Below are 17,966 nucleotides of genomic sequence, written 5' to 3'. Positions count from 1 at the left end.
CCGTCCCACATTTCCGGGGCGGACTTGCCCGCCCTTTCGTCATTTGATATGGGTCAAATTTATGAAAGCGTTACATTTTGGAGCAGGTAACATCGGTCGCGGTTTTATCGGTAAGTTACTGGCAGATGCCGGCATCGAGCTGGTGTTTGCTGACGTCAATCAGGTGGTTCTTGATGCCCTTAACGCCCGTCATGAGTATCCGGTTCATGTGGTTGGCGAACAGGCAAAAGTCGAAATCGTAACAGGCGTGAGCGCCGTCAACAGCACCAGCGATGACATCGTTACGCTGATTGCTGAGGTTGATATCGTGACCACGGCGGTTGGTCCGCAGATTCTGGAGCGCATCGCCGGTGGCGTCGCGAAAGGTCTGGCCAAACGCAGCGACAGCGGTAATGTGCGTCCACTCAACATCATCGCCTGTGAAAACATGGTGCGCGGTACCAGCCAGCTGAAACAGCACGTGCTAAAAGCGCTGCCAGAGCAGTATCACGCATGGGTTGAAACGCATGTTGGCTTCGTTGATTCCGCGGTAGACCGCATCGTGCCGCCGTCCGAAGCGGGCACCACCGATCCGCTGGAAGTCACCGTGGAAACCTTCAGCGAGTGGATTGTTGATAAAACCCAGTTCAAAGGGGAATTGCCGAACATTCCTGGCATGGAATTGACCGACAACCTGATGGCATTCGTTGAGCGCAAGCTGTTCACCCTTAACACCGGTCACGCCATCACCGCGTATCTCGGCCAGCTGGCTGGTCACGCTACCATTCGTGACGCGATTCTCGATGAGAACGTGCGTGCGGTAGTGCAAGGCGCGATGCAGGAGAGCGGCGCCGTGCTGATCAAGCGTTATGGTTTTGAAGCCGATAAACATGCTGCCTATATCCAGAAAATCCTCACCCGCTTCGAAAACCCGTACCTGAAAGATGACGTTGAGCGCGTCGGTCGTCAGCCACTGCGTAAACTCAGCGCGGGCGATCGCCTGATCAAGCCAACGCTGGGCACGCTGGAGTATCAGCTGCCGCACGATAATCTGGTTCAGGGCATTGCCGCCGCGATGCACTATCGCAGCGAAGCCGATCCGCAGGCGCAGGAACTGGTCGCGCTGCTGGCAGAAAAAGGCCCGCAAGCCACGCTGGCGGAAATTTCTGGCCTGGATGCCAACAGCGAAGTAGTCACCTCAGTGGTGAGCGCTTACAACGCTATGGCATAATGCGCGCCCTTTAGTGGTTAACTCGGGCGCGCTTGCGTGCCCGCTGGCGGTAGCTGAACGATGCAGGCAATGATGGAAGAGAAGCAGGCTTTTGAAAACCGGGTGCTTGAGCGCCTGAACGCCGGTCGTTCGGTGAGAAGCTTCCTGATCGCCGCCGTTGAGCTGCTGACCGAAGCGGTTAACCTGCTGGTGCTGCAAGTGTTTCGCAAGGACGATTACGCGGTTAAATACGCGGTAGAACCGCTGCTGCTGGGTGATGGTCCGCTGGGCGAACTCTCGGTTCGCCTCAAGCTGATTTACGGCCTGGGCGTGATCAACCGGCATGAGTACGAAGATTGTGAACTGCTGCTGGCGCTGCGTGAGGAGCTGAATCACGACATCAGCGATTATCGTTTTACCGACGATGAGATCCTCGGCCCGTTTGGCGAACTGCACTGCGTGGCCGCCTGGCCACCACAGCCTGACTTCAACCGCGATGACGACCAACTGCGCTCCATGCAGCAACAGCGCTATCTGCAGATGGTGCGTTCAACCATGGTGCTGTCGCTCACCGAGCTGATTTCACGGATTTCGCATAAGCAGGTGTTTAAAAAGCCTGCGCTGTAGTTTTTGTATGAACAAGCACGATGAAGCGTGCCGCTGCGGATAAGTGCGCGTGAGGCATCTACGTCTTAAATCAGCACGCATTGTCGCGGCGCGATTTATCGCGCGAAGTCATGCGCTGCAAAGTTGCCTGAATTTGATGTATCCTTTGCCTGTTTTCCTTAACGAGTTTTCCCCCAATGAAAGAACAAGAAAAAGCCGAGATCAAACTTCTGAGCGATCAGCTCGATGCGCTCAACCGCAAAGAAGCCCCGCTGTTAGCCTCTGGCGATGCCGAAAAGCTCGGTGAACTGCTGCGTGAAAAAGAGAAGCTGGAGCTGGAAATTGAGCGCCTGCGCGGTGTGCGCACCGAGAAGCTGAGCAAAGAAGCGCAACAGCTGCAGAAGCTGGGCTTTAGCCGCGAAATCACCAAAAAAGAACAAGCCAACATGGGCGCATTCAAGAAAAGCGTGCGCGGCCTGGTGGTGGTACACCCAATGACCGCGCTCGGACGTGAGATGGGACTGAAAGTGATGACCGGCTACGCGAAGCAGCCGTTCTAATCTTGACTTACGCGGCGTGTGAAACGTCGCGTAGGATGCCCGCCGCCTGATGAACTTGTTCATTCAGACTGTCCAGCAAGGCATAACGACGGCGATACTCGGCGCGCTTCTTGCTGGCAATCTCTTCCAAATCTTTACGCTCCGCGCGTAACGGCAACGTAAATAGCTCATCGCCACGCGCCACGCCACCCAACGACAACCAAAACTCGCTGTAGCTGGCAAAGAACTTATCACCTTTACTGTGACGGTAGCGCAGGCTGCGAAACACGTGCGTGGTATCGCCAACGGCGGTGATCGCCTCAACGCCACACTGTTCCGCCAGATTAAATACTACTTCCATCAGCAGGCGTTTTGGGAATACGCCGTGCGCCGCTTTGGTGGCATCGCGAATCACATCGTTAGAAATATGCTTACGCGGCCCCTGCAATCCACCAATTAATAACGTGCGCTTCTGCTGTTCGCGAATAATTGAGAAAGAGAGCGACGCAATTAACTGCGTTTCATAGCGCAATTCCAAAGTAATTTCACCTTCACGGTCAAAGCGGCCCGGACAGCAGTGAATCACATACGTCTCATCATTTTTGCCGCTCAGGCTGGCCAGTAAATTATCACCCGGACTCTGCAACAGCTGACGCAGCGCCGCATTATCTAACTGATCCATCAACGTATAGTGATCGATGATCGCCTGTGCGCGCTGCGCCACGCTGAATCCCGCACGCAGATAAGGACGATGTGGCTTCGCCGGCAGCAAACCCTGCATGGTCAACAGCTGTGGTAACGCAGATAATTGCGCCAACTGGTGCAGGTAATTAAAGGTAGTTACAGGAAACACCAGCGATCTTAAGGCAAATTTCGCGCGAAATCTTCCGCTATTCCATAATTTATTTGGCCTGAACTTTCCGCTTATTAACGGCAAAAAAAGCGGTGCTGACGAATCATTATTCGTCACAGAAGTTGTGATAGTAGACATGATTATTTAGGCTTGGCGAGACAAATTATCGCCACTATATGCCCCAAATTATCAACGGCAGGTTAATAGCTTTCGCAGCGGAATAGTCGTGTGCGGGAATATTCAGGTCGTTTAGCAAGGGTTTATAAAGGCGAAAAAAAACCGGTGAAGAGATCACCGGTTTAGTGCGTTGCGGCTATCGCCTGAACTTACTTCGCAGCAGCGAAACGCGCTGCAGCTTCGTCCCAGTTCACTACGTTCCAGAATGCTTTGATGTAATCAGGACGTTTGTTCTGATACTTCAGGTAGTAAGCGTGTTCCCACACGTCCAGACCGATGATCGGCGTGCCTGAAACGCCAGCAACGGCTTCACCCATCAGCGGGCTATCCTGGTTTGCGGTTGAAACCACAGCCAGTTTGTCGCCTTTTTTCACCAGCCACGCCCAGCCTGAACCGAAGCGAGTAGTCGCGGCTTTCTCAAACTCAGCCTGGAAAGCTTCAACGCTACCGAAATCTTTTTCGATGGCGGCTTTCAGGTCGCCCTGCAGCGAGGTGCCCAGCTTCAGACCTTTCCAGAAGAAGCTGTGGTTAGCGTGGCCGCCTGCGTTGTTACGCAGTGGACCTTTTTTGTCTGCTGGCAGCTGATCCAGTTTGGTGATCAGCTCTTCTACCGGCAGGTCAGCGAATTCGGTACCTTCCAGCGCAGCGTTAGCGTTGTTAACGTAGGTCTGGTGGTGTTTAGTGTGATGGATTTCCATCGTCTGCTTGTCGAAGTGCGGTTCCAGTGCGTCGTACGCATACGGCAGGGATGGCAGTGAATAACTCATGTTCTTCCTCTCCATTTTAGTGTTTTGCAGCACCACCTCACTGGGTGTGCCGCGTAAGCAGTCGGATCATTATAGTTAAAAACATGATCCGTAAAAGGGTTATCAATGCCTTAGAATTGATAAGGATTTGATGAATCTGGGAAAAGGTGCGCACGCACGGCTACACCTTGTGGCTGCTGGCGCGCAGTTTAAGCTGCACCGGCAGTTCATTGATGGCTGGCGGCTCATCACCTTTGAGCGCCGCCAGCAGACGTTTACCCGCCATGCGCCCCATCTCTTCATACGGCAGCACAATGCTGGTGAGCGGCGGCGAACATACGGCCGCCAGCGGACCGCCGCCGATGCTGGCAATCGCCAACTGGCTGGGAATCGCAATCCCCGCCGCATGGCACGCCATGATAGCGCCGCAGGCCACTTCGTCGCTGGTGCAAATCAGCACATCCAGCTCCGGCCAGGTCAGGCGAATTTCCGCCAGCAAACTGTGCCCGGCGGCAAAGGTCGGCATTTTCGGCGAGGTCACCACGCGATGCGGCGCCTGATTCATCGCCAGCATGCCGCTGTGCCAGCCATTCAGCAGCTGGCGGAAGATGGTGTTATTACTCTGCGTGCACAGCAAACCGAGATTGCGATAGCCGTGCTCGACCAGACTTTGCACCAACTGGCGAATCGCTTTGGCGTAATCGACACCAATGCTGATCCCCGCCGAATCCTGATGCACGCCGCCAATATCCATGACCGGCAGCCCGGAATTGCTCAGCAGACGATGCGCTTCGGCGGCGTTATCGAAATTGAAATGCACCATCGCCGCCGGATTATAGGAGAGCAACATTTCGATCAGCTCGCTCTCTTCTGCCGCCGAATGGTTGGCTTCAGCCAGCATCATGTTATAGCCCTGCGGCCGCAGCACTTCCTGTAGCGCTTCGGACACAATTGCACTGCCCGGCGTGGCAAACGATGGCACCACCATGGTGATCAGGCGTGATGTGGCCGATGCCAGATTGCTCGCCTGCACATTCGGCACATAGGAGAGCTCAATCACCGCCGCATCGATTTTGGCGCGAATTTCAGGCGACACTTTCTCCGGCATGCGTAGCGCGCGCGACGCTGTCATGGTGCTTACGCCCACCAAACGGGCAACATCGGCTAAAGTGCTTTTACCGGTACCGCGCCGTTTTTTTTCTGTCATGCGATCTCCTGCATTACTCGCTACTTTTTTGCCAGGACGCAGCTTAAAACCAAATCTGTTAACGCGCCATGTGAAAAACCACAGTTTCGGGCATGCCTCACCCCGCGATCTTTTCAGAATGATTGAGCATGTCAGGTGCTTGCAACCAAGACAAACGCACAGCAAGGAAATGTTAGCGATAACACGTTTTTTAACAATAACGGTGTTAGCGCTAACTTTTGCGACAATCATCACAGAAAACCGCTGAGAAAATAACCTACATTGCACTCCATCGACGAATAAACAGGAATGACTGATGCTCACTCAATGGCTAACGCCGCAACATATTCGGGTAGTAGAGCAGGTTAGCGACTGGCAGGAAGCAGTGCGATTATCTGCCGAACCGCTGCTGGCCGCTGGGGCGATCAGCCCGGCTTATCTCGATGCTATCTTCACTTCGCATGCCGAACTCGGCCCTTACTACGTGCTGGCGCCGGGCCTGGCGATGCCGCATGCCCGCCCGGAACAAGGCGCGCGCAAAAACGGCCTGTCGTTGCTGCATGTGAAAAATGGCGTGAATTTTCAGGCCGATGAAAACGATCCGGTTTATGTGGTCATCATGCTGTGCGCGGTATCTGGTGACGATCACATTCAGATGATCACCGCCTTAGCGGACGTGTTCAGCGACGAATCCCGCCTGCAGCAATTGCTGTCGGCTTCTACCCTGTCAGCGATTAAAGCTGTCATTGAAAATAAATAACCAGAGAACCCTATGATGAAAAAAGTCCTGATTGTGTGTGGAAATGGTTTAGGTAGCAGCTTTATTGTTGAAATGAACGTGAAGAAGATTGTGGCGGAATTAGGCAAAGAGGCGGAAGTGGGCCACACCGATTTAACCTCTGCGAAATCTGAACAGGCTGATTTAATCATTGCCGCAAAAGATATTGCCGACCAATTAGCCGGGCACAGCGCGAAAGTCGTTGGTCTGACAAACCTGCTGGATAATGCAAAGATTAAAGAAATTTTGGCTGAAAATATCTAACAACAGTTTATCCCGAAAAACTTTACTCACTATGGAGTAAGTTATGCTGCAGTTTATAATTAAGGATGTTCTTGGAACACCCGCTATACTTGTCGGCCTTTTTTCCCTGTTTGGTTTATTACTGCAAAAGAAACCGGTTTCTGATGTTATTTCCGGTACGCTTAAAACCATCATGGGTTTTGTTATTCTCATCGCCGGGGCCAATTTAATTGCGGCCACGCTGACCATCTTCAGTCAGCTGTTTGAGCACTCTTTTAATATTCAGGGCGTAGTGCCAAATACGGATGCAATGGCCGCGCTGGCGCAGAAAAGTTACGGCACCGAAACCGCCATGATTATGGTGTTTGGTATGCTGGTGAACATCTTGCTGGCGCGCATTACCCCGTTGAAATACATCTTCCTGACCGGTCACCACACGCTGTATATGTCGGCGATGCTGGCGGTAATTCTGTCGGTAGGCGGCATTCACGGCTTCTGGCTGGTGCTGATTGGTTCGCTGATTCTCGGCACCATGATGGTGGTTTGCCCGGCGATTCTGCAGCCATTCACCCGCAAAATCACCAACTCGGACGATCTGGCGCTCGGCCACTTTGGCTCAACCGGCTATCTGCTCTCCGCGTTAGTGGGCAAAATGGTCGGTAAAGGCAGCCCGTCGATTGAAGAGCTTAAGGTGCCGAAAACCCTCAACTTCCTGCGCGACTCATCGGTAGCGATTTCGCTGACCATGATGATTCTTTTTATCGCGCTGGTTCTGGTTGCCGGTAAAGAATTCACTGAAAGCATCAGTGGCGGCCAAAACTACATTGTGTTCGCCATCATTCAGTCGATCACCTTTGCTGCGGGCGTCTACATCATCCTTGCCGGTGTGCGCATGGTGATTGCCGAGATCGTGCCGGCCTTTAAAGGTATCGCCGATAAGCTGGTACCCAACGCCAAACCGGCGCTGGATTGCCCAACCGTGTTCCCGTTCGCGCCGAACGCGGTGATCATCGGCTTCCTGTCGAGCTTCTCCGCCGGCTTGATCAGCATGTTCCTGTGTCCGCTGTTTAGTCTGAGCGTTATCGTTCCGGGTCTGGTACCGCATTTCTTCTGCGGTGCGACCGCTGGCGTCTACGGCAATATCACCGGCGGACGTCGCGGCGCTGTGATCGGTGCCTTTGTGCAAGGCTTACTGATCTCCTTCCTGCCAGCGATTCTGCTGCCGCTGATGGGCGACCTCGGCTTCGCTTCCACCACCTTCGGTGATGCCGACTTCGGCATTGTTGGTATCGTGCTCGGCCACATTATTTCGTTCTTCCATTGATGTCATCAACAGCGCCTGCGGGCGCTGTTGTTGTAATGAGGAAATAAGTTATGCAAGCCAAATTCTCCCCCTCCTTAATGTGCATGGATCTCACGCGTTTTCGCGAGCAGGTTGAAGCGATGAATAGCACCGCTGCCTTTTATCATGTCGATATTATGGATGGCAGCTATGTGAAGAATATTACGCTGTCGCCGTTCTTTATTGAGAACCTGCGTAAAATTACTGATGTACCAATTGATGTGCATTTAATGGTAAATCATCCGGAAGATATTATCCCAATGTGCATTGAGGCCGGCGCAGATATTATTAGCTTCCACCCGGAAACCGCTAATAACAAAATTTTCCGCCTGCTGACGCAAATTAAAGACGCAGGCCGTCGCTGCGGCGTGGTGTTAAATCCGGCCACACCGGCAGAAACTATTCGTGAATATGCGCACCTGCTGGATAAAGTCACGGTGATGTCAGTGGATCCGGGTTTCGCCGGGCAGACATTTATCCCGCAAACGCTGAATAAGATTCGCCAGTTAATCGCCATGCGCGAAGAGCACGGTTATCACTATCTGACCGAAATTGATGGTTCATGCAATGCGCGCACTTTTAAACAAATCGCCGCTTCCGGCGTGGATGTGTTTATTGTGGGCACGTCAGGTTTGTTTAATCTGGATGACGATGTCGCGCAGGCGTGGCAGAAGATGGAGAGCATTTTCGCCGAGGAAACCGCAGCTGCGTAAACCTGCACATATCGTAGCGGCGCAATTTATTGCGCGATAAATCGCGCCGCGACAAAATGTGCACAATCAATGATCTGTTAACGCCCCAGCTCACTCAGCGATTTATCCAGCGCGCCCACCAGCCAATCGATATCCGCTTCCTGGAACGCCAACGGCGGACGCAACTTCAGCACGTTGCCGTAAGGTCCCGCCACTGACGTCAACACGCGGTGTTCGCGCAGTTTCTCGATCAAATCCAGCGCCAGCGCTTTATCCGGCGTTTTACTGGCGCGATCCTGCACCAGTTCGAAACCAATAAACAAGCCCGCACCGCGCACGTCGCCGATCGACTCGTGACGATCCATCAGTTTCTGCAGTTCACTCAACAGTTTGGCGCCCACCACGCGGCTGTGCTCCTGCAAGCCCTCTTCTTTAATTACCGTCAGCACCGCTTGCGCGGCGGCCATCGCCACCGGATTACCGCCAAAGGTGTTGAAGTAAGGAATCTCGTCACTAAATGCCGCTAGCACATCGCTTTTCGCCAGCAAACCTGAAACCGGAATGCCGTTGCCCATTGGCTTGCCGGTGGTGATCACATCGGGCACCACGCCGTGACGCGCAAAGCCCCAGAACGCATCGCCGGTACGACCAAAGCCCGGCTGCACTTCATCGGCAATGAAAATCCCGCCGTTGGCATGCACCACATCGACCGCTTTTTGCAGGAAACCGCGCGGGTTCGGCAATACGCCATCGGATGAGAAGATCGAGTCAGCGAGGAAGCCGGCAAACTTAATGCCGTGCGCTTTCATATCGTCAATCTGCTGCTGGATTTCATTGGCAAACCACTCGCCGAGATCGGGCGCATTCACGCGATAGGCATCCGGCGGGGAAACCAGGCGCGTGGTCGCCGCCAGCGGCTGTCCGCTGCCGAGCGCGGGCGACACACCTGACGTGAGATCGCTGGTGCCGTGATACGCCTCCTGCGACACGATAATGCCGGTGCCGCCGCTGAAAGCCCGCGCCACGCGGATCGCCAAATCGTTGGCTTCCGAACCGGTACACATGTACATGGCGCGATCGATGGCATCTGGCGTGGTCGCCAGCAACTCTTCGGTGTAATCGAGAATGCGTTCGTGCAGATAGCGCGTGTGGGTGTTCAGCATCTTCATCTGCTGATTCACCGCCTCAATCACCGCCGGATGGCAGTGACCAATGCTCGCCACGTTGTTGTACACATCAAGATATTTATCACCGGCGGCATCCCACACATACTGCCCTTCGCCGCGCACTAAATGCACTGGCTTGCGGTAAAACAGGCGATACGACTCGCCCAACACTTTGCTGCGCTTGTCGGTTAGCTTGCGGGTTGCCGCATCCAGTCCGTCGGCGTGCTCAGCACGAAAACTGTTGGTATCCATGATGGTAGAACGTGTAGCCATGGTAACTCCCGTTGCGAAGGTGAAAGGGGTGCATGCGAAATCGCCGTTTGCCAATATCATGCCTGCTTTGGCGACAAATGCAACCAAATACACAAATACAACCAAATACACATGACGGCGCAATGACACTCAGGTAAGCTTAGGCCCAGGTTGAACACGCCACAGGGAAAAGTCATGCTGCAGGAAACCCGCTTACACCGCATTCGCGCGCTGCTGACCACGCAACATCAGCTCAGCACCGAACGCATCATCAATGAGCTTGGCATCTCGCGCGAAACCGCGCGGCGCGACATTATTGAGCTGGAAGCGCAGGGATTGGCGCGGCGGGTGCATGGCGGTTTGGTCGCCGTCGATAGCCAGCCAGAGCCGCCGCTGCAGGTGCGCCGTAACGCGCAGGCGAAAGAGAAACGCGCAATTGCGGTTGCTGCCGCGCAACATCTCCAGCCCGGCCAAACGCTGTTCCTTGATGCCGGCACCACCACCACCATGCTGGCCGAACAACTGCGCACCATGTCGGGTTTAACCATCATCACTAACAGCCTGCAGGCCGCGCTGGCGCTGAGCGCAGCGGAAGAGCATGAGACGCTGAATAATCAGGTGATTTTAATTGGCGGCATGATGATGGCAGGCGCGCAGCAAACGCGCGGGGAGATGACGATTGGGGAAATTTATCGTTATCGCGCCGATGTCGCGTTGCTTTCGCCGGTCGGCATCGATGCGAAAAACGGTGCCAGCAGTTTTCATCCCCACGAAGCGGCGATTGCCCGCGCCATGGTACAGCAGGCAAACCGCACCATTTTACTGGCGGATCACAGCAAACTCGGCGTGATGAGCCGCACCGTTTATGCAGCGATTGCGGAAATCGATCTGCTGATCTGCGACAGCGGCGCGGTAAAACCCGGCGCGCTGACGGCACTGCAACAAGCGCTGCCGCAGGTGCAGGTGGTTTAACGCAGCCGCTGCGGATGGCTGTAAACCGTGGCGCGGCCCGGTTTACTAAAGCCGACTAGCGTGAGATTGCAGCGTTCGGCCACCTCAACGGCGAGCTGTGTCGCAGCCGATACCGCGAACAGAATCTCCACGCCGCACATGGCGGATTTCTGCACCATCTCATAGCTGGCGCGGCTGGAAACCAGCACCGCGCCCTGCTGCCACGGCTGCTGGCTGCGATTCCCCAGCAGTTTATCCAGCGCCACATGGCGACCGACATCTTCATACCCGCCCTGCAATTCGCCTTGCGGTGACATCCACGCCGCCGCGTGCGTGCAGCCGGTGAGATTGCCGATCGGCTGGTAATCGCGCAGCTGCGCCAGGCCTTTATCCAGATTGGCTAAATCAAAGGTTTGGCTGAACGGCAGCGGCTGTAGTGGCTTACCGATTTGATCGAGTTGCTCCACGCCACACACGCCGCAGCCGGTACGGCCAGCCATGGCGCGGCGCTGCTCTTTCAGCGCCATAAAGCGGCGGCTGGAGAGTTCAATCTGTACTTCAATGCCATTACAGCCCGGAACCACATCGATACCGTAGATTTCATCCGGGCGCGCAATAATGCCTTCCGAGAGCGAGAAACCTATCGCAAAAGCTTCCAAATCATTGGGTGTCGCCATCATCACAACGTGCGAAATGCCGTTATAGACCAGCGCCACCGGTACTTCCTGCGCCAGCCAGTCTGTTTCCGCAAGGCTGATATCACGCCGCTGATGCACCTGCGCCTGCACCGCTCCTGAGATCTTATTCACATTAATGTGACTTTCCTGCTCATTCTCTGTCACTTTTTTCGCCTCACATAACAACCTTACTAAAGTAGTGGTAATATTAGGTCGCTATTGCCGCAATATTCGTCGGGTTATTGTGACGCCCGATTCACTGCTCTGCAAAAGTAAAAATCATTCATGTTGAAAGGATAATCCATGAACGTCAGCCGAAGAAAATTCTTCAAGGTCTGTGCTGGCGGTATGGCAGGAACAACGGCAGCGCTGCTTGGCTTTGCGCCAGAGGTAGCGCTGGCGGAAACGCGACAGTATAAACTGCTGCGCGCACGCGAAACCCGTAACACCTGCACTTACTGCTCAGTTGGCTGTGGCTTGTTAATGTACAGCCTCGGTGACGGCGCGAAAAACGCCAAAGAGACCATTTTCCACATTGAAGGGGATCCGGATCATCCGGTGAGCCGCGGCGCATTGTGCCCGAAAGGCGCAGGCCTGCTCGACTTCATCCACAGTGAAAGTCGCCTGCAATACCCGGAATACCGCGCGCCAGGCTCCGATAAATGGCAGCGCATTAGCTGGGACGATGCCTTTGATCGCATCGCCAGGCTGATGAAAGCGGACCGCGACGCTAACTTCGTGGCGCAAAACGCTGCGGGCGTGACGGTAAACCGTTGGCTCTCCACCGGCATGCTGTGTGCTTCCGCATCCAGCAACGAAACCGGCTACTTAACCCAGAAATTTACCCGATCGCTCGGCATGTTAGCGGTCGACAACCAGGCACGCGTTTGACACGGACCAACGGTAGCAAGTCTTGCTCCAACATTTGGTCGCGGTGCGATGACCAATCACTGGGTCGACATCCGTAATGCCAATCTGATCGTTGTGATGGGCGGGAACGCCGCTGAAGCGCATCCTGTGGGATTCCGCTGGGCGATGGAAGCCAAGATTCACAACAAAGCCAAACTGATTGTTATCGATCCGCGCTTCACGCGTACGGCATCGGTAGCCGATTTCTATACGCCGATTCGTTCGGGCACCGACATCACTTTCCTGTCGGGCGTACTGCTGTGGCTGATACAAAACGACAAAATCCAGCATGAATATGTGCAGGCGTACACCAATGCCAGCCTGATCGTGCGCGAGGATTATCATTTTGAAGATGGCCTGTTCAGCGGCTACGACGAAGAGAATCGCAAATACGACAAAACCAGCTGGAACTACGAGCTGGACGCCGACGGCTTCGCCAAACGCGACACCACGCTCACGCATCCGCGCTGCGTATGGAACCTGCTGAAGCAGCACGTTAGCCGTTACACGCCAGAAATTGTTGAACGCATCTGCGGCACGCCAAAAGCGGACTTCCTGCACGTGTGTGAACTGATTGGCGAAACCAGCGCGCGCGATCGCACCACCTCGTTCCTGTATGCGCTCGGCTGGACGCAGCACTCGGTCGGTGCGCAGAACATCCGCACCATGGCGATGATTCAGCTGCTGCTCGGCAACATGGGCATGATTGGCGGCGGCATCAATGCGCTGCGCGGCCACTCGAATATTCAGGGTCTGACCGATCTCGGTTTGCTGTCGCAAAGTTTGCCGGGTTACATGACTTTGCCGTCGGAAAAACACACCGATCTGCAGAGTTATCTTGCTGCCAACACGCCGAAAGCGCTGCTGCCGGGCCAGGTAAACTACTGGAGCAACTACCCGAAATTCTTTGTCAGCCAGATGAAAGCCTTCTTCGGTGACAAAGCCCAGGCGGAAAACAGCTGGGGCTTCGACTGGTTGCCGAAGTGGGATAAAGGCTACGACGTGCTGCAGTACTTCGAGATGATGTCGCAAGGCAAGGTCAATGGCTATCTGTGCCAGGGCTTCAACCCGGTGGCGTCGTTCCCGAACAAGCGCAAAGTGATTGATTCACTGTCGAAGCTGAAGTTCCTCGTCACCATCGACCCGCTCAACACCGAAACTGCCACCTTCTGGGAGAATCACGACGAGTTTAACGATGTTGATCCGTCAAAAATTCAGACCGAAGTGTTCCGTTTGCCTTCCACCTGCTTCGCCGAAGAGAACGGTTCGATCGTTAACTCCGGCCGCTGGCTGCAGTGGCACTGGAAAGGTCAGGATGCACCGGGCGAAGCGCTCAATGACGGCGAGATTCTTTCCGGCATCTATTCACGCCTGCGCAAAATGTACGCCAGTGAAGGCGGTGCATTGCCTGAGCAAGTGCTGAACATGAGCTGGAACTACCTGACGCCAGAAAATCCGGCGCCGGAAGAAGTGGCGATGGAGAACAACGGCAAAGCGCTGGCGGATGTATACGATGACAAAGGCACGCTGCTGGTGAAAAAAGGCCAACAGCTCAGCACCTTTGCCCATCTGAAAGATGACGGCAGCACCAGCAGCGGTTGCTGGATTTTCGCCGGCAGCTGGACGCCGGACGGCAACCAGATGGCGCGCCGCGACAACACCGATCCTACCGGTTTGGGCAACACGCTGAACTGGAGCTGGGCGTGGCCGCTCAACCGCCGCATTCTCTACAACCGCGCCTCGGCTGATCCGCAAGGCAATCCGTGGGATCCGAAACGTCAGATCCTGAAGTGGGATGGCAGCAAATGGGGCGGCATGGATGTGCCGGACTACAGCGCCGCCGCGCCAGGCAGCGATGTCGGGCCGTTCATCATGCAGCCGGAAGGCATGGGACGCCTGTTTGCGCTCGATAAAATGGCCGAAGGTCCGTTCCCGGAACACTACGAGCCGTTTGAAACGCCAATCGGCACCAACCCGCTGCATCCGAACGTGGTATCCAACCCGGCGGCGCGCGTGTTCAAGGACGATTTGGCATCGATGGGCCAGGCGGAGCAGTTCCCGTATGTCGGCACCACTTATCGTCTCACCGAGCATTTCCATTACTGGACCAAACACGCGCGGCTCAATGCCATCGCGCAGCCGGAACAGTTTATTGAAATCGGCGAGAAGCTGGCCAACAAGCTCGGCATCGCGCAGGGCGACACGGTGAAAGTGAGCTCCAATCGCGGCTACATCAAAGCCAAAGCGGTGGTCACTAAGCGCATCCGTCCACTCAACGTCGACGGCAAAATCGTCGATACCATCGGCATTCCGATTCACTGGGGTTATCAGGGCGTGGCGAAAAAAGGCTTTATCGCTAATACCCTGACGCCGTTTGTCGGTGATGCCAACACGCAGACGCCAGAATTTAAGGCGTTCCTGGTCAACGTCGAGAAGGTGTAAGGAGAACGAATATGGCTTATCAATCTCAAGACATTATCCGCCGCTCCGCCACCAATGGACTCACGCCTGCCCCGCAGGCACGTAACCATCAGCAGGAAGTGGCGAAACTGATCGACGTGACCACCTGCATCGGCTGCAAAGCGTGTCAGGTGGCGTGTTCGGAGTGGAACGATATCCGCGATGAAGTGGGACATAACGTTGGGGTGTACGACAATCCCGCCGATTTGACCGCCAAATCGTGGACGGTGATGCGCTTCTCAGAAGTGGAGGAGAACGGCAAGTTAGAGTGGCTGATTCGCAAGGATGGCTGCATGCACTGCGCCGATCCCGGCTGCCTGAAGGCCTGTCCGTCTGAAGGCGCGATTATTCAGTACGCCAACGGCATCGTCGATTTTCAGTCAGAACAGTGCATTGGCTGCGGCTACTGCATTGCGGGCTGTCCGTTCGATGTGCCGCGTCTGAATAAAGAGGACAACCGCGTGTATAAATGCACGCTGTGCGTCGATCGTGTCAATGTCGGTCAGGAACCGGCGTGCGTGAAAACCTGCCCGACCGGCGCGATTCACTTCGGCAGCAAAAGCGATATGCAGGCGCTGGCCGGTGAACGCGTGGCCGAGCTCAACACGCGCGGCTATGCCAACGCTGGCTTGTACGATCCGGAAGGCGTCGGCGGCACACACGTGATGTACGTGCTGCATCACGCCAACAAACCGCAGCTCTATCACGGTTTGCCGGATAATCCGAGCATCAGCCCGGCGGTAACGTTCTGGAAAGGGATCTGGAAACCGCTGGCGGCGATCGGTTTTGCCGCTACCTTTGCTGCATCCGTGTTCCACTACGTTGGCGTAGGGCCAAACCGCGTGGAAGAGGATGAGGACGAGAATCTGCACGAAAAAGAGGAGCGCGAATAATGAAAAAACGCGATCGTCTGGTGCGCTACAGCGCACCGGAACGCATCAATCACTGGATTGTGGCGTTCTGTTTTGTGCTCGCCGCGCTGAGCGGACTGGGTTTCTTTTTCCCGTCATTTAACTGGCTGATGCACGTGCTCGGCACGCCGCAGTTGGCGCGTATCCTGCATCCGTTTGTTGGCACGGTGATGTTTGCCGCCTTTATCATCATGTTCTTACGCTATTGGAAACATAATCTGATCAATCGCGAAGACCTGGTTTGGGCGAAAAACATCCACAAAATCGTGCAAAACGAAGAGGTCGGCGATACCGGCAAATACAACTTCGGGCAGAAGTGTGTGTTCTGGGCTGCTATCATCAGCTTAGTCTTGCTGCTGGTGAGCGGAATTGTTATCTGGCGCCCGTACTTTGCCGGTGCCTTTACTATTCCGCTGATTCGCATCGCGCTAGTGGTGCATTCGGTCTCAGCTGTGGCGCTGATCGTGGTGATTATGGTGCACATTTACGCCGCCTTGTGGGTAAAAGGCACCATTACCGCCATGGTTGAGGGCTGGGTTCCGGCCGCGTGGGCGAAGAAACATCACCCACGCTGGTATCGCGAGCAGCGCCAACGCCAACGCCAAACACAACAGGAAAAACGTCCCTGATGAGTATTCGCATCATCCCGCAGGACCAGCTGGAGAAAAGCGAAAAGCACACGGCGGAGCACGTTCCGCCGTTACTTTTCCCCCGGCTGAAAAATCTGTATAGCCGCCGTGCGGCACGTTTGCGCGACCTGGCCGCGAAGAATCCGCTGGGTGATTACCTGCGCTTTGCCGCGGTGATCGCCGAGGCGCAGGAGATCGTGCTGTATGACCATCCGCTGCAGCTCGATCTGCAGCAGCGGCTGACGCAGAGCGCCGAGCAGGGCAAACCGCCGCTCGATATCCACACCTATCCGCGCGATGCGCACTGGCAGCGTTTGCTGCATTCGCTGATCGCCGAGCTGAAGCCAGAGATGAGCGGCCAGGCGCTGGCGGTGCTGGAGAATCTGGAAAAATCCTCCACTAGCGAACTGGAAAATCTGGCGCATGCGCTGCTGGAAGGCGATTTCGCGCAGGTGAGCAGCGACAAATCGCCGTTCATCTGGGCGGCGTTGTCGATTTACTGGGCGCAGATGGCGGCATTAATTCCCGGCAAAGCGCGCGCCGAATACGGTGAGCATCGCCAGTTCTGCCCGGTATGCGCCAGCGTGCCGGTCACCAGCGTGGTGCACATGAGCGTAGGCCAGCAAGGTCTGCGCTATCTGCACTGCAATCTGTGTGAAAGCGAATGGTATGTGGTGCGCAGCAAGTGCTCCAACTGTGAACAAACCGGCGATCTGCATTACTGGTCGCTGGACAGCGAAAAAGCGGCGGTGAAAGCAGAGAGCTGCGGCGATTGCGGCACCTATCTGAAGATGTTGTATCAGGAGAAGGATCCCGCCGTGGAGCCGGTGGCCGATGATTTGGCCTCGCTGGTGCTGGATGCCCGCATGGAGCAGGAAGGATTCGCCCGCAGCAGTCTGAATCCGTTTATGTTCCCCGGCGATTAGCTTTTCCCATGTTTCTGCGGTCCGTAGCGGCGCGATTTATCGCGCATTGTGCCAGCGCGCCGCCAGGGATATGTGCGGTTTGTTATCGCGTATTTTCATTCAACACGGAGGCGCACGATGAAACTGATTGGCAGCTACACCAGCCCTTTTGTCCGCAAAATATCAGTGATATTGCTGGAAAAAGGCCTGGTTTTCGAATTCGTTAATCACTCTCCGTGGATCGATGACAGCGATGTACCGCAGTACAATCCGCTGGGCAAAGTACCGGCGCTGATTGACGACAACCAGCTCACCTGGTTCGACTCTTCGATCATCGCGCAAGTCATTGAACTGCGCGGCGATGCGCCTGCGCTGCTGCCCGATGATGCGCTGCACGCGTTGCACATCCGTCAGCTGGAAAAACTGGCCGACGGCATTAACGATGCGGCGGTGATGATCGTGCGCGAGCAGATGCGTCCCGGCGATCAGCAATCTGAAGAGGTGCTGCTGCGCAACCGTGACAAAATCCAACGCGGCCTCGATGCGCTAGAAACCGCCGCCGCCCAAGGCGAATGGCTCAATAGCGACACGCTCAATCTGGCCGATATCGCCACCGGCTGCATGATTGGTTACCTCAACTTCCGCCGCGTGCTGCCAAACTGGTGCGTAAATCGCCCGGCGCTGGTGAAGCTGGCCGAAAACCTGTTTGCGCGCGAAAGCTTTGCCCGCACCGTTCCGCCCTCTCTGTAAGTCAC

General features: G+C 55.3%; 18 protein-coding genes. 13 read left to right on the top strand and 5 right to left on the bottom strand.

The window, feature by feature from the left end; translation table 11 throughout:
• Positions 1–61: 61 nt before the first annotated feature.
• From mtlD to IB226_RS20410, 3 genes are all read left to right on the top strand, one after another.
• Positions 62–1,210 carry a mannitol-1-phosphate 5-dehydrogenase gene (gene mtlD, locus IB226_RS20420; protein WP_101763824.1) on the top strand — a complete coding sequence of 383 codons (1,149 nt, stop codon included), beginning with the start codon at positions 62–64 and terminating at the stop codon, positions 1,208–1,210.
• A gap of 60 nt (positions 1,211–1,270) precedes the next feature.
• Positions 1,271–1,816, top strand: coding sequence for a mannitol operon repressor MtlR (gene mtlR / locus IB226_RS20415; RefSeq protein WP_192236852.1), 546 nt, complete (start codon positions 1,271–1,273; stop codon positions 1,814–1,816).
• Positions 1,817–1,992: 176 nt separating this feature from the next.
• A complete protein-coding gene (locus IB226_RS20410) occupies positions 1,993–2,355 on the top strand; it encodes a YibL family ribosome-associated protein (RefSeq protein WP_007893377.1) in 363 nt (120 codons plus the stop codon).
• A gap of 7 nt (positions 2,356–2,362) precedes the next feature.
• Here the strand turns inward: IB226_RS20410 and IB226_RS20405 are convergent, their stop codons facing one another.
• The 3 genes from IB226_RS20405 to IB226_RS20395 form a co-directional block, all read right to left on the bottom strand.
• On the bottom strand, positions 2,363–3,325 hold the full coding sequence (locus IB226_RS20405; protein WP_101763825.1) for a VirK/YbjX family protein: 963 nt from the start codon (positions 3,323–3,325) through the stop codon (positions 2,363–2,365).
• Positions 3,326–3,513: 188 nt separating this feature from the next.
• Positions 3,514–4,131: a superoxide dismutase [Mn] gene (sodA, locus tag IB226_RS20400; RefSeq protein ID WP_101763826.1), complete on the bottom strand. Its 618-nt coding sequence runs from the start codon at positions 4,129–4,131 to the stop codon at positions 3,514–3,516.
• A 160-nt stretch (positions 4,132–4,291) separates the two neighbouring features.
• Complete coding sequence (locus IB226_RS20395; protein WP_192236851.1) at positions 4,292–5,317, bottom strand: LacI family DNA-binding transcriptional regulator; 1,026 nt, start codon at positions 5,315–5,317, stop codon at positions 4,292–4,294.
• Between the two features lie 295 nt (positions 5,318–5,612).
• Between IB226_RS20395 and IB226_RS20390 the strand changes: the two genes are divergently transcribed.
• From IB226_RS20390 to alsE, 4 genes are read left to right on the top strand one after another with little or no spacing between them, the layout of a single operon-like run.
• Positions 5,613–6,056 (top strand): PTS sugar transporter subunit IIA, encoded by a 444-nt coding sequence (locus tag IB226_RS20390; protein WP_101763828.1) that lies wholly within the window; start codon positions 5,613–5,615, stop codon positions 6,054–6,056.
• A gap of 15 nt (positions 6,057–6,071) precedes the next feature.
• Positions 6,072–6,338: a PTS sugar transporter subunit IIB gene (locus IB226_RS20385; protein WP_101763934.1), complete on the top strand. Its 267-nt coding sequence runs from the start codon at positions 6,072–6,074 to the stop codon at positions 6,336–6,338.
• 43 nt (positions 6,339–6,381) lie between these two features.
• Positions 6,382–7,641 carry a PTS ascorbate transporter subunit IIC gene (locus IB226_RS20380; protein ID WP_192236850.1) on the top strand — a complete coding sequence of 420 codons (1,260 nt, stop codon included), beginning with the start codon at positions 6,382–6,384 and terminating at the stop codon, positions 7,639–7,641.
• A 50-nt stretch (positions 7,642–7,691) separates the two neighbouring features.
• Positions 7,692–8,372 (top strand): D-allulose 6-phosphate 3-epimerase, encoded by a 681-nt coding sequence (gene alsE / locus IB226_RS20375; protein ID WP_192236849.1) that lies wholly within the window; start codon positions 7,692–7,694, stop codon positions 8,370–8,372.
• A 77-nt stretch (positions 8,373–8,449) separates the two neighbouring features.
• Here alsE and IB226_RS20370 read toward each other — a convergent pair whose 3' ends face one another.
• Positions 8,450–9,790 carry an aspartate aminotransferase family protein gene (locus tag IB226_RS20370; protein WP_192236848.1) on the bottom strand — a complete coding sequence of 447 codons (1,341 nt, stop codon included), beginning with the start codon at positions 9,788–9,790 and terminating at the stop codon, positions 8,450–8,452.
• 174 nt (positions 9,791–9,964) lie between these two features.
• Here IB226_RS20370 and IB226_RS20365 point away from each other — a divergent pair, with 174 nt between their 5' ends.
• Positions 9,965–10,741, top strand: coding sequence for a DeoR/GlpR family DNA-binding transcription regulator (locus IB226_RS20365; protein WP_101763832.1), 777 nt, complete (start codon positions 9,965–9,967; stop codon positions 10,739–10,741).
• On the opposite strand, the gene fdhD is transcribed toward IB226_RS20365, so the two are convergent.
• Positions 10,738–11,529, bottom strand: a complete 792-nt coding sequence (gene fdhD, locus IB226_RS20360; RefSeq protein WP_233501805.1) for a formate dehydrogenase accessory sulfurtransferase FdhD — start codon at positions 11,527–11,529, stop codon at positions 10,738–10,740. The genes IB226_RS20365 and fdhD overlap by 4 nt on opposite strands.
• Positions 11,530–11,700: 171 nt before the next feature.
• On the opposite strand from fdhD, the gene fdnG reads away from it, so the two are divergent.
• From fdnG to IB226_RS20335, 5 genes are all read left to right on the top strand, one after another.
• The gene (fdnG, locus tag IB226_RS20355) at positions 11,701–14,748 is read left to right on the top strand and encodes a formate dehydrogenase-N subunit alpha (RefSeq protein ID WP_146001307.1); all 3,048 of its coding nucleotides are present in this window, start codon (positions 11,701–11,703) and stop codon (positions 14,746–14,748) included.
• Positions 14,749–14,759: 11 nt separating this feature from the next.
• The gene (fdxH, locus tag IB226_RS20350) at positions 14,760–15,659 is read left to right on the top strand and encodes a formate dehydrogenase subunit beta (RefSeq protein ID WP_101763836.1); all 900 of its coding nucleotides are present in this window, start codon (positions 14,760–14,762) and stop codon (positions 15,657–15,659) included.
• The gene (gene fdoI / locus IB226_RS20345; protein WP_192236847.1) at positions 15,659–16,306 is read left to right on the top strand and encodes a formate dehydrogenase cytochrome b556 subunit; all 648 of its coding nucleotides are present in this window, start codon (positions 15,659–15,661) and stop codon (positions 16,304–16,306) included. Before fdxH ends, fdoI begins: the two co-directional genes overlap by 1 nt.
• On the top strand, positions 16,306–17,232 hold the full coding sequence (fdhE, locus tag IB226_RS20340; protein WP_192236846.1) for a formate dehydrogenase accessory protein FdhE: 927 nt from the start codon (positions 16,306–16,308) through the stop codon (positions 17,230–17,232). Before fdoI ends, fdhE begins: the two co-directional genes overlap by 1 nt.
• Positions 17,233–17,349: 117 nt before the next feature.
• On the top strand, positions 17,350–17,961 hold the full coding sequence (locus IB226_RS20335) for a glutathione S-transferase (RefSeq protein ID WP_192236845.1): 612 nt from the start codon (positions 17,350–17,352) through the stop codon (positions 17,959–17,961).
• Positions 17,962–17,966 lie beyond the last annotated feature (5 nt).

The organism is Pantoea sp. PNT03 (genome assembly GCF_014852515.1).
GTDB classification, from domain to species: Bacteria; Pseudomonadota; Gammaproteobacteria; order Enterobacterales; family Enterobacteriaceae; genus Pantoea; species Pantoea leporis.
This window is presented reverse-complemented; position numbering and strand designations above follow the sequence as displayed.

What these genes read in the sequence shown, in the direction of transcription:
- IB226_RS20390 (WP_101763828.1), top strand. Translation starts at nt 5,613, where the DNA reads ATGCTCACTCAATGGCTAACGCCGCAACATATTCGGGTAGTAGAGCAG.
- fdoI (WP_192236847.1), top strand. Translation starts at nt 15,659, where the DNA reads ATGAAAAAACGCGATCGTCTGGTGCGCTACAGCGCACCGGAACGCATC.
- IB226_RS20410 (WP_007893377.1), top strand. Translation starts at nt 1,993, where the DNA reads ATGAAAGAACAAGAAAAAGCCGAGATCAAACTTCTGAGCGATCAGCTC.
- IB226_RS20405 (WP_101763825.1), bottom strand. Translation starts at nt 3,325, where the DNA reads ATGTCTACTATCACAACTTCTGTGACGAATAATGATTCGTCAGCACCG.
- alsE (WP_192236849.1), top strand. Translation starts at nt 7,692, where the DNA reads ATGCAAGCCAAATTCTCCCCCTCCTTAATGTGCATGGATCTCACGCGT.
- mtlR (WP_192236852.1), top strand. Translation starts at nt 1,271, where the DNA reads ATGCAGGCAATGATGGAAGAGAAGCAGGCTTTTGAAAACCGGGTGCTT.
- fdxH (WP_101763836.1), top strand. Translation starts at nt 14,760, where the DNA reads ATGGCTTATCAATCTCAAGACATTATCCGCCGCTCCGCCACCAATGGA.
- IB226_RS20335 (WP_192236845.1), top strand. Translation starts at nt 17,350, where the DNA reads ATGAAACTGATTGGCAGCTACACCAGCCCTTTTGTCCGCAAAATATCA.
- IB226_RS20380 (WP_192236850.1), top strand. Translation starts at nt 6,382, where the DNA reads ATGCTGCAGTTTATAATTAAGGATGTTCTTGGAACACCCGCTATACTT.
- IB226_RS20395 (WP_192236851.1), bottom strand. Translation starts at nt 5,317, where the DNA reads ATGACAGAAAAAAAACGGCGCGGTACCGGTAAAAGCACTTTAGCCGAT.
- IB226_RS20385 (WP_101763934.1), top strand. Translation starts at nt 6,072, where the DNA reads ATGAAAAAAGTCCTGATTGTGTGTGGAAATGGTTTAGGTAGCAGCTTT.
- IB226_RS20370 (WP_192236848.1), bottom strand. Translation starts at nt 9,790, where the DNA reads ATGGCTACACGTTCTACCATCATGGATACCAACAGTTTTCGTGCTGAG.
- fdhE (WP_192236846.1), top strand. Translation starts at nt 16,306, where the DNA reads ATGAGTATTCGCATCATCCCGCAGGACCAGCTGGAGAAAAGCGAAAAG.
- sodA (WP_101763826.1), bottom strand. Translation starts at nt 4,131, where the DNA reads ATGAGTTATTCACTGCCATCCCTGCCGTATGCGTACGACGCACTGGAA.
- mtlD (WP_101763824.1), top strand. Translation starts at nt 62, where the DNA reads ATGAAAGCGTTACATTTTGGAGCAGGTAACATCGGTCGCGGTTTTATC.
- IB226_RS20365 (WP_101763832.1), top strand. Translation starts at nt 9,965, where the DNA reads ATGCTGCAGGAAACCCGCTTACACCGCATTCGCGCGCTGCTGACCACG.